At 31.1% G+C, this 12,470-nt stretch carries 7 protein-coding genes; 5 read left to right on the top strand and 2 right to left on the bottom strand.

From position 1 onward, the window contains the following. Window positions 1-23 precede the first annotated feature (23 nt). Window positions 24-1,820 (top strand): translation elongation factor 4, encoded by a 1,797-nt coding sequence (gene lepA / locus RHP49_07360; GenBank protein ID WNH14065.1) that lies wholly within the window; start codon window positions 24-26, stop codon window positions 1,818-1,820. 220 nt (window positions 1,821-2,040) lie between these two features. Here the strand turns inward: lepA and RHP49_07355 are convergent, their stop codons facing one another. Together RHP49_07355 and RHP49_07350 are read right to left on the bottom strand one after the other, a co-directional pair. Next, complete coding sequence (locus RHP49_07355) at window positions 2,041-2,718, bottom strand: response regulator (GenBank protein WNH14064.1); 678 nt, start codon at window positions 2,716-2,718, stop codon at window positions 2,041-2,043. Window positions 2,719-2,720: 2 nt separating this feature from the next. Continuing rightward, a complete protein-coding gene (locus tag RHP49_07350; protein WNH14063.1) occupies window positions 2,721-4,808 on the bottom strand; it encodes a histidine kinase in 2,088 nt (695 codons plus the stop codon). Between the two features lie 379 nt (window positions 4,809-5,187). On the opposite strand from RHP49_07350, the gene RHP49_07345 reads away from it, so the two are divergent. The 4 genes from RHP49_07345 (at window position 5,188) to RHP49_07330 (ending at window position 12,304) form a co-directional block, all read left to right on the top strand. Continuing rightward, entirely contained in the window at window positions 5,188-6,600 is a 1,413-nt protein-coding gene (locus RHP49_07345) for a glycogen/starch synthase (protein ID WNH14062.1), read from the top strand. 2 nt (window positions 6,601-6,602) lie between these two features. Next, entirely contained in the window at window positions 6,603-7,868 is a 1,266-nt protein-coding gene (locus RHP49_07340) for a glucose-1-phosphate adenylyltransferase (GenBank protein ID WNH14061.1), read from the top strand. 3 nt (window positions 7,869-7,871) lie between these two features. Then, complete coding sequence (gene glgB, locus RHP49_07335) at window positions 7,872-9,782, top strand: 1,4-alpha-glucan branching protein GlgB (GenBank protein ID WNH14060.1); 1,911 nt, start codon at window positions 7,872-7,874, stop codon at window positions 9,780-9,782. 125 nt (window positions 9,783-9,907) lie between these two features. Continuing rightward, window positions 9,908-12,304: a glycoside hydrolase family 31 protein gene (locus RHP49_07330; GenBank protein ID WNH14059.1), complete on the top strand. Its 2,397-nt coding sequence runs from the start codon at window positions 9,908-9,910 to the stop codon at window positions 12,302-12,304. Window positions 12,305-12,470 lie beyond the last annotated feature (166 nt).

The following is a 12,470-nucleotide window of genomic DNA, read 5'->3' as shown; positions in this document are numbered from 1 at the left end:
TTTTTTTATGAAGATTGTTGACTATGAAGAACATTAGAAACTTTTGCATCATTGCACATATAGATCACGGTAAAAGTACACTTGCCGACCGTTTATTGGATTTTACAGGATCGGTAACGGCTAGAGAACAACAAGCCCAACTACTTGATAGTATGGATTTAGAGCGCGAACGCGGTATTACCATTAAGTCTCACGCCATACAAATGGATTATGAATACAAAGGCGAAAAATATATTCTAAACTTAATCGACACACCAGGTCACGTTGATTTCTCATACGAGGTTTCTCGCTCTATTGCTGCTTGTGAAGGTGCTTTACTTATTGTAGATGCCGCACAAAGCATACAAGCACAAACTATTTCTAATTTATATTTGGCTTTAGAAAACGACTTAGAAATTATTCCGGTACTTAATAAAGTCGATTTACCAAGCGCCAACCCAGAAGAAGTAACCGACGATATTGTAGATTTATTAGGTTGCGACCCAGAAGAAGTGATTCACGCTAGTGGAAAAACTGGTTTTGGAGTTGATAAAATTTTAGAAGCTGTTATTGAGCGTATTCCTGCTCCTAAAGGCGACCCAAACGCACCGCTTCAAGCCTTAATTTTCGATTCTGTTTACAATACGTTTAGAGGTATTGAAACCTATTTTAGAGTATTTAATGGAGAAATTAAAAAAGGACAAAAAATAAAATTCGTTGCTACAGATAAAGAATATTATGCCGATGAAGTTGGTACACTTAAACTAACGCAAGTTGCCAAGCAAAGTGTTAAAACAGGTGATGTAGGTTATTTAATAACAGGAATTAAAACCGCTAAAGAAGTAAAAGTTGGTGATACTATTACCGATTTCGCAAATCCAACTACCAATATTGTTGAAGGTTTTGAAGATGTAAAACCCATGGTATTTGCAGGTATTTATCCTGTTGATACTGAAGATTACGAAGAACTCCGTAACTCGATGGAGAAACTACAACTAAACGATGCGTCGTTAGTATTTGCTCCAGAAAGCTCAGCGGCTTTAGGTTTTGGTTTCCGATGTGGTTTCTTAGGCATGCTTCACATGGAAATTATACAAGAACGTTTAGAACGCGAGTTTGATATGACTGTAATTACTACAGTTCCCAACGTATCTTACCATGCCTATACAAATAAAAATCCTGATGAAGCTTTTATTGTAAATAATCCTTCTGATTTACCAGATCCTTCAACAGTGAATAGAGTTGAGGAACCTTATATTAAAGCAACCATTATTACTAAAGCTGATTTTGTTGGTAACGTCATGTCTCTTTGTATTGAAAAAAGAGGCATTGTATTAAATCAGACCTATTTAACAACAGAGCGTGTTGAATTAACCTTTGAAATGCCTTTAGCAGAAATTGTATTCGATTTTTACGATCGTTTAAAAACCGTTTCTAAAGGATATGCGTCTTTTGATTATCATCCAATTGGCATGAAAGTATCAAAACTTGTGCGTTTAGACATTTTATTAAACGCCTTACCTGTTGATGCACTTTCGGCATTAATACATGCTGATAACGCTCAAAATATTGGTAAAAAAATGTGTGAAAAATTAAAAGAGCTTATTCCACGTCAGCAATTTGATATTCCAATTCAAGCAGCTATTGGTGCTAAAATTATTTCACGAGAAACTATTAAAGCATTACGTAAGGATGTAACAGCCAAGTGTTATGGTGGAGATATATCTCGTAAGCGTAAATTACTAGAAAAACAGAAAAAAGGAAAAAAACGTATGCGTCAAGTTGGTAATGTTGAAATACCTCAGCAAGCATTTATGGCGGTACTTAAATTGAATGATTAAAAAAAATTGAGTTTCTTATAAAGACTATTTTTAAAATAAAAACGGCATGATAATTTTATCATGCCGTTTTATTTAATATCACCCCCCAAAGAAATATTTTTCTTGATAGATAATTTACTAATAGCACTCCAAATGTAGAGAAGCTAGAAGCATTAAAAAAAAGGGATTGCCTCAAAATAAGTAAGGTTTTTTAAGAATTTGATTAACAGATTTTGAATGACTAAATAAACCCTTTTTCCTCTGCTATTTTAATCAATCCTCTATCGTCTTTTTTGTCTAAATTAAAAAGTTCTTTTAATATCCGTTTTCTTTTTTCTATTCCAGAAATAGAGAGTGGAATTATTTGTGGTAATTCACTCATTTTTGTTCCTCTAGATAATTCATAAAGTATTTTTCTGTCAAGATCATCTATTATTATTTCATTAGATACTTGTTTTCGCATTAATTGAACTACAGACTTACTATAATAAGGACTATTTTCAATTATGCTTTCTATAGCTAAAACAAGCTCTTTAGGATTTAAATCATTCTTAATTAAAAAACCTTCAGGATTAATACTTTTAAATATTGAATTAATTCTATAATTATCATTGTAAGTGGTGGCAACTATTATTTTAACTTTTGGTAATACTTTTTTTATTTTAATACCTAAATCTTCACCAGAAATTAGTGTTCCATCTTTAGAAGCTGGCAATTTAATATCTAGAAAAATAAAATCTATTTTTTGAGTATTTGATGATTCCATTATTTTTACATAGGCACTATCACAATTTGAAGCAACATCAATATCGAATTCTAATTTTCTATTATTTTTACTTATATGCTTAAGGGCATTTTCATAAGCGTTAACAATTAACGGGTGGTCTTCTATAATTAAAACATTAAATAATTTAATCATCCTTAAAATTCTTTTTTTACAGGTATTTTTATATCAAATTCTGTTCCTTTTTTACTATTTAAAAGTGAGTTTATTTTAAGTTCACCTTCTAATTTAAGAACTCTTGAGGCTATGTTTTTTAAGCCTATTCCTTTATGTTTTTTTTCTGTATTAAATCCAATACCATCATCTAATATATTAATCCTTACAACTTCGTCTTTCAATGTAAAAGAAAGAGAAACAACTGTAGCTTTTGCATGTTTTACAATGTTTTGTATAAGTTCTTGAAGTATTCGATAAATTTCAACTCTTATGGTCTCATTAAACAACTCAAATTTTATTTTGTCATCATTTATTATTTCATACTTAAAATTTCCTGCTACGCTTTGAGTCTTTATATACGCTTCTAAAATAGATTCAAAATTAGCTTTTAAGCCTATGGTATCACTTTTTAGCTCATGAGACACATCTCTTACTTCCTTTTCTATTTTTTGCATCTCATCTATAAACTTATTATATTGTTTTAAGGTGCTTTTATCTCCTTTTATATCTAAAAAACCCATACCCATTCTGGTGCCAAATAACCTAGGCAAAATACCATCATGTAAATCTTCTGATATTCTATGACGTTCTTGCAAACGTCCTTCTTCTTGCTTCGCTTGTTGCTTTAACATTAATTTGTAAATCTCTTGATTTGCTAGCTCTTGCTCTGTTATATATTGAAGCTCATTGTTTTTAGTTTTTTGTAATTTTATAAAATATAAAAGACCTAATACCAGTATTGATATACTTCCTATTGCTATAATTAATATGTTTTGAGTGCTTAAACGCTTTGTCTCTTTTATATATTGGTCGGTCTCAAATTGTATTCTAGCATACTTATTTCTACTTGCGCGTTCAACATCAATTAAACTATCATTTAATTTTATGTGTTCGTATAAATAGGCTTTCCCTTCATTTCCTTCATATAACTTTGAAAGCATTTTTAAAGCTCTTAATACTTCTTTATATTCATTCGCTTTTTTCCCATATTCATAGGATCTTTTAGAATAAAATAACGCTTTGGTTTTTTTGTTAGTATCTAAATAAAACTCTGCCATATCATTACCACTTCCAGAGATTTCATAAAATAAATCTAAATCACAGAAAATATTATAAGCCTCAGTAAACAAAGAGTCTATTTTAGCATAATCTTTATCTTTTTCCAAAAACATGGTATACGCCATATTATTTAATATGGCTCCATAAGAACTTGGGTCTTTTTTTTCTATAGTTTTATCTTCTAGTAGTTTATTGTATATTTTAAATGCTTCTTCATATCTATAAGTTACTCTATATAATTCGGCAAGATTAATGTTTATAAATAATTTTCGTTTATAATTATCAATCATTTTGTTACTAACACCTATAGCCTTCTTATAATATTCTATGGCTTTTTCGTACTCTTTAAGGTCATATAAATTTAAAGCTAAATTGTTATATAAATTGGACAAATCATCTAAACTGTCTTCAGTTTCTGGGATAAAAAGCAATATATTTATAGCTTTTATTGTATTTGCTTGACTGCTTATATAATCACGTTCTACTCGCTGTAGATGAGAAATATTTGAAAGTATTCTGGACTGACGTAAAAGGTACTCATTCTTTACAGGTTTTAAATGTTCAAATATTCTTAAAGAGTTGTAGTAATAATAATAAGTGCTATCGCTTTTTTCTAAATAATGATATGCATACCCTAAATGATAATTTATATAAGCCCTACTATGTGAATCATTAAGTTTGCTTGCTAATATTAAGTTTTTCCGATTTAAGCTTATTGATTCTCTGAAATACCTCCTATCATCTGAATAACAATCAGCAAGTAAAAAATTCGAATTTAAAATAACAGAATCTACTTGTGTTATATAAGATAACTCGCTTGCCTTTTTAGCATATTGTATTCTAGCTTCTATATCTAAATCTGTGTTTTTAGATAATTGCCTTAATGCTTGTATACTATCTAACTGCTTTTTAAAGGACTTTGTTTGCCCACTTGTTTTTAAACAAAAAAGAGTAAGTAAAACTATAAAGAAGTAATTTTTAAACATATATAAAGACAAATATAAATTCATTTTGCTTTTAACTTGAAAGAAAATTCAAATAATAGTGTTTATAGAATAAATAATTTACTTGAAAAGTAAAATAAGGTAAAAACTTATGCGCTAAGTTGGTAATATTAAAATTTTACAACAAGCAATTATAGTTATTTCAAAACTGAATGATTAAACATTTCTCTCTTTCATTAATCAATCAGTAGAAAGTTTAAAGATTAACTTTTGTTTTTATGATAAATTTTCATTGAATGATTGACAGTATTTTTAAACTTTTTTTCATTTTCATTATTGATAATTTTGATTAATTCCAATTCTACAATTTTTTCTTTAAAAATAAAATTCCTCCAAAATGGTTACTATTTATTTTGTAAGTTTATAAAATTCGTAATTATTACATATGAATATTATACATATAAGTGCAGAATGTTATCCAGTTGCTAAAGTCGGAGGGCTTGCAGATGTTGTTGGAGCATTACCTAAATATCAAAAAGGCTCAACTACATCCTCTCAGGTTATTATGCCTTTTTATAACAATAAGTTTACTAAAGAACATAATTTTCATACCATATATAACGGTGTTATAAATTTAGGTGTGGAGCCTTATGATTTTCGTGTTTTAACTTTAACAGAGAACACCTTAGACTTCGATGTGTTTTTTATTGATGTTCCAGAACTGCTTTTTAAAGACTATGTTTATTCAATGGATGATACCGAACGGTTTTTATCATTTCAAATTGCAGCTTTAGATTGGTTACTAACTTGGGACAATTATCCAGATATTATTCATTGTCACGATCATCACACAGGTTTAATTCCATTTATGCTTCAAGAAAGTTATAAATATGAAGCATTTAGAAAGATTCCTAATATATTAACCATTCACAATGCACAATACCAAGGTTGGTTTTCTCATGAAAAAGTAGGTTTAATTCCGCCTTTTAATTTTGAAAATGTTGGTTTACTTGACTGGGGTGGCTCAATAAACCCATTAGCTTCAGCAATTAAATGTGCTTGGGCTGTTACTACGGTATCTCCTAGCTATATGGAAGAATTAAAACTAGAAGCAAACGGCTTAGAAAGCTTGTTAAGAGCAGAAAGTGAAAAATGCTCGGGTATTTTAAATGGCATTGATTGGAAGGTTTGGAATCCTGAAACAGATCATTACATAATTAAAAATTACAGTTCTAAAACAGTACATTCTGGCGCTAAAGCAAATAAAAAATATTTGTGTGATACCTTTAATTTAGACTTTGAAAAACCACTTTTCGCTTTTATTGGGCGTTTAGTTAACGAAAAAGGCTCTGATTTGTTTCCAGAGGCTTTTAAAATAGCGCTCGAAAAAAATAATGCTACTATATTATTACTGGGCTCTGGAAATGATTTAGTTGAAAACCAACTAGAATTATTAAAAAAAGATTATATTGGGACATACAATGCCTTTATAGGATATGACGAAAAGCTGTCTCATATTATATATGCCGGGGCAGATTTTTTACTAATGCCTTCTCGAGTAGAACCTTGTGGTTTAAACCAAATGTACGCTTTAAGATATGGAACCATTCCTATTGTTAGAAGCATTGGTGGTTTAAAAGATACTGTTATTGATATTACTGAAGAAAATGGCTTTGGTATTTGTCATAAAAATGTAACCGTTCCAGAAATTACAGAAGCTATTGACAGAGGTGTTACACTTTACAGTAATCAAACAAAATATAAAACAATAAGAAACACGATCATGCAACTAGATCATTCATGGGATGTTTCTGCTAAAGAATACATAAATTTATATAACACTATAAAAACTGACTGAATATGATTAATAATAAGGTTTTATCCATCATTTTAGGTGGAGGGCAAGGTTCGAGACTACACCCGTTAACAGAACAAAGATCTAAACCTGCAGTACCCATTGCAGGTAAATATAGATTGGTTGATATTCCCATATCAAATTGTATTAATGCAGACATTAAGCGTATGTTTGTTTTAACACAATTTAACTCTGCTTCCTTAAACCGACATATTAAAGACACCTATCATTTCAGCTTTTTTAGTAGTGCTTTTGTTGATGTGCTTGCAGCAGAACAAACACCAGGTAATAAAGGATGGTTTCAAGGAACAGCAGATGCTGTTAGACAAAGTATGCATCACTTCTTAAGGCACGATTTTGAGTATGCATTAATATTGTCAGGAGATCAACTTTATCAAATGGATTATGATAAAATGATAGCTGCACATGAAGAAAGTAATGCTGAAATTTCTATTGCCACTATTCCTGTTAATGCAAAAGATGCTACTTCTTTCGGTATTTTGAAAGCAAATGATGAAAGTGTAGTAACCTCTTTTATTGAAAAACCTGATGCCAGTTTATTACCAGATTGGACCTCTGAAGTAAGTGATGAAATGAAAGGTCAAGGTAGAAATTATTTAGCATCCATGGGTATTTATATCTTTAATAGAGACCTTTTAATAAGTTTAATGGACGATGAATCTACTATCGATTTTGGTAAAGAAATTATTCCGCAATCTATTGAAAAACACAAAACATTAAGTTTTCAATATGAAGGTTATTGGACAGATATTGGTAATATCGATTCCTTTTTTGAAGCTAATATCGGATTGACGGACAATATTCCTCAGTTTGATTTATATGATAAAGCAAAACGTATTTATACGCATGCCAGAATGTTACCTACTACAAAAGTAGCAGGAACTACTTTAGACAAGGCTGTTATTGCTGAAGGATGTATTATTAGTGCCGCTAAAATTGAACAGTCTGTTATTGGTATTCGTTCAAGAATTGGAAAAGAATCTACAGTCATAAAAACATATATGATGGGTAGTGATTATTACGAAACACTTCTAGAAATAGAGGATAAAAAAATAAAAGTGTTGATGGGAATAGGAGAACGTTGCTTTATAAAAAATGCTATTCTTGATAAAAACTGTCGCATTGGTGATGATGTAAGAATAAATGGAGGATCTCATTTAGAAGATACTGAAACAGATACTTACGCTATTAAAGAAGGCATCGTAGTAATTAAAAATGGAGCAGTTATACCTAACGGATTTGTAATATAATATATGGCACAAGTAAAAGTTTATAGTCTATTTACAGACTTCGATATTAACCTTTTTAAAGCGGGGAAACACTATAGGCTTTACGAAAAATTTGGATCTCATATTACAACTGTAGATGGTATAGAAGGTACTTATTTTGCAGTTTGGGCACCTAGCGCTAAACAAGTTTCGGTAATTGGTGACTTTAATTTTTGGACCGAAGGTGAACACCAATTAAATGTCCGCTGGGATAGTAGTGGTATTTGGGAAGGTTTTATTCCTTTAGTAGGTAAAGGCAATATATACAAATACAAAATTGAAAGTCATAACAATGGCATAAAAACAGAAAAAGCAGATCCTTACGCTAGACGTTGTGAACACCCTCCAAAAACAGCATCCATTATTTGGGACGATAGTTACAAATGGAAGGATACAAGCTGGATGAAAAAACGTAAAAGCCATAATGCATTAGATGCACCTTACTCGGTATATGAAGTACATTTAGGTTCTTGGAAAAAACAAGTAGAAGAAGATCGATTTTTATCCTATTTTGAATTAGCTGACGAATTGGTTAACTATGTAAAAGACATGAATTTTACTCATGTAGAACTTATGCCTATTATGGAGTTTCCTTATGATCCATCTTGGGGATATCAAGTAACAGGTTATTTTGCGCCATCTTCACGTTTTGGATATCCAGAAGAATTTAAATATTTAGTAGATAAACTCCATCAAAATGATATAGGTATTATTTTAGACTGGGTACCTTCTCATTTCCCTGAAGACGCACACGGTTTAGGCTTTTTTGATGGATCTTGCTTATATGAACATCCTGATAAAAGAAAAGGCTATCATCAAGACTGGAAAAGTTTAATTTTTAACTACGAAAGAAACGAGGTAAAATCATTTTTAATAAGTAATGCAGCTTTCTGGATGGAACAATATCATGCAGATGCCTTACGTGTAGATGCCGTTGCCTCCATGTTGTTTTTAGATTATTCTAGAGAAGATGGTGGATGGGAACCGAATATTTATGGAGGAAGAGAAAACCTTGCTGCCATTGAATTTCTTAAAGAATTAAATCAAGAAATCTATGCTTCATTTCCAGACACACAAACTATTGCCGAAGAATCTACGGCTTTTCCAGGCGTTTCAAAACCCGTATTTTTAGGTGGTTTAGGTTTTGGTATGAAATGGATGATGGGCTGGATGCATGATACATTAGAATATTTTGCAAAAGATCCTATTTATAGAAAATACCATCAAAACGATATTACATTTAGCTTAGCATACGCTTTTACAGAAAATTTTATGCTTCCGCTTTCTCATGATGAAGTGGTGTACGGTAAAAATTCTATTTTAGGAAGAATGCCTGGTGATGAATGGCAACGTTTTGCTAATCTTCGTTTATTATATGGTTATATGTTTACACATCCTGGAACAAAACTATTGTTTATGGGTGGTGAATTTGCACAATATAATGAATGGGATTTTCAAGGTAGTTTAGATTGGAATTTATTAGAATTTGAGCCTCATAAAAACTTTCAAAACTTTTTTAAAGCACTAAACTTACTTTACAAAACAACACCTGCTTTATATGAAAACGGATTTTCTAGAGAAGGTTTTGAATGGATAAGTTACGACGACCATGAGAACTGTGTTATTTCTTATATAAGAAAAGGTAAAATTGCTAAAAACGATGTGATAGTAGTTTGTAATTTAACGCCTGCCGTTAGAAAAAAATATAAAATAGGAGTTCCTGTTAGTGGTAAACTTTCTGAGTTATTTAATAGTGATGCCAAAGCATTTGGTGGTAGTGGTATTTCTAACAAAAAATCAATAACCATAAAAAAGAATCCTTGGAATGGTAAAGATTATTCAGCAGAAATTACATTAGCTCCATTAGCTGTTACAGTGTTTCAATTCAAATCTTAATATATTTATAATTATCCACTTGATAATTTGTGTATTAACAAATAAATTAATGTTTTTTTACCAAAAAAACGCTTTTAAAACTTATAATATTTAGTAATTTGGACAATTAAATAATTGTCCAAATTATGATTTTAAACACTGAATTAGAATATAAAGGAAACCTGTTTCCTTCAAATATTATAGACTATACAAAAAATGTAGATATTCTACATTTCTCAACATCAAACAATGTTATTCTTAAACTTACTGTGCTAAGAGACAGCGTACTACGCTTTACTTATACAACGGTTGGTAAATTTGAAAGAGACTTCTCTTATGCTATAGATGAAGATGCTAGTAGAGGTTATAATCATTTAGAAATCACAAATGATGATGAAAAATATATTGTTACCACCTCAAAACTAATTTGTCATATCCATAAATCAGATTTAAGAGTATCTCTCTATGACGCCCTAGACAACAAAATTATTTGTGAAGACGAACTAGGTTTTCACTGGGAAGAGAGTTACGAATTAGGAGGAGATATTGTTAAAATGAGTAAAGCTGCCCAAAATGGAGAAAGCTATTACGGACTTGGAGATAAACCAGAGCATTTAAACCTAAAAGGACGTCGTTTTGAAAATTGGGCAACAGATTCTTATGCTTTTGGAAAAAACACCGATCCTATTTATAAAGCCATTCCTTTTTATACCGGTTTACACAATGGAAAATCTTATGGTATTTTCTTTGATAATACCTTTAGAACATATTTCGATTTTTGTCATGAAAGAAGAAATGTAACTAGTTTTTGGGCACAAGGAGGTGAAATGAATTATTACTTCATTTATGGTCCTAAAATGCAAGATGTTGTAACCAGTTATACTGATTTAACGGGAACACCAGAATTACCACCATTGTGGGCTTTAGGTTATCACCAATGTAAATGGAGTTACTATCCAGAATCTAATGTAAAAGAAATTACTGCCAAGTTTAGAGAATTACAAATTCCATGTGATGCTATTTATTTAGACATCGATTACATGGAAGGGTTTCGTTGCTTTACCTGGAGTAAAGATTATTTTCCAGACCCAAAAAGAATGGTGAAAGAATTAGCCGATGATGGTTTTAAAACCGTTGTAATTATTGATCCAGGTATTAAAATAGATAACGAATACAGCGTATTTAAAGAAGCTCTTGATAAAGATTATTTCTGTAAACGTGCCGATGGCCCTTATATGAAAGGTAAGGTTTGGCCAGGGGAGTGTTATTTTCCAGATTTTACAAGACCAGAAGTAAGAGAATGGTGGGCAGGTTTATTTAAAGAACTTATTGAAGATATAGGTGTAAAAGGTGTTTGGAATGATATGAACGAACCTGCGGTAATGGATGTTCCAGGAAAAACATTCCCATCAGATGTTCGTCACGATTACGACGGTAATCCATGTAGCCACAATAAAGCTCATAACATTTATGGTATGCAGATGGCCAGAGCCACATACCACGGATTGAAAAAATTTAACTATCCTAAACGTCCGTTTGTAATTACACGTTCTGCCTATTCTGGAACACAACGTTACACCTCTACATGGATGGGAGATAATGTTGCAACTTGGGAACACTTGCAAATAGCAAACATACAGGCACAACGATTAGCATTATCTGGATTCTCTTTTGCAGGATCTGATATTGGTGGTTTTGCAGAACAACCTAACGGCGAATTATATGCACGTTGGATTCAATTAGGAGCCTTCCACCCATTTTGTAGAACACACTCTTCTGGAGATCATGGCGATCAAGAACCTTGGGCTTTTGATAAAGAAATTACAGATATTGTTAGAAAATTTATTGAGATTAGATATGAATTGTTACCCTATTTATATACCTCATTCTATCAATATTCGCATGATAATGTACCCATGCTAAAATCCTTAGTATTATTCGATCAAGAAGACACGCAAACACATTATAGAACAGACGAATTTATTTGTGGTAATCAAATATTAATTTGTCCAATAAACGAACCAAACGCAAAAGGAAGGCGCATGTACATTCCTAGAGGCGACTGGTATAACTTCTGGACAAAAGAATTAGTTTCTGGAGGAAAAGAAACTTGGGTTGATGCCGATATTGATAGTATGCCAATTTTCGTTAAATCTGGTGCTATTATTCCAAAATACCCGGTACAACAATATGTTGGAGAAAAAATTATTGAAGAATTAAGCTTAGATGTTTATTACAAAGATGGTAAAGAAGATTCTGAGCTATATGAAGATGCTGATGATGGTTACGATTACACAAAAGGACGCTATAGTTTAAAGAAATTTAATCTTGCCGGAACTGAAAATAAACTAATTATAAGAATTCATAAAAGAGGCCAATATATAACCCCTTATAACACCTTTAAAATTAACTTATTTGGATTGCCTTTTAAAGTAAAATCTATCAAAGTAGATAATGAATATGTTGATTTGAAAGATGTTCAATTTAAAGACAATACTCTTGTTGTGACTAAAGAATTTACAAACCTTCAAGTAAAAGGTTAAAAATCTCATAAAACGAGTATTTAAAAGCTTCTTTGTGAAAACGAAGAGGCTTTTTTATTGAAAAACATCTATGTTTAGCTGAATAATTTTTTATTAAAAAATGCTATTCGTCGCAAAAACATTTTGAAAAACATCTTAATGAGGTTTCTTTGTAGTGTAACAAATT

The sequence above is a fragment of the Flavobacteriaceae bacterium HL-DH10 genome (assembly GCA_031826515.1).
GTDB classification, from domain to species: Bacteria; Bacteroidota; Bacteroidia; order Flavobacteriales; family Flavobacteriaceae; genus Thalassobellus; species Thalassobellus suaedae.
The sequence above is the reverse complement of the archived record's forward strand: the minus strand, read 5'-3'. Positions and strand labels throughout refer to the sequence as shown.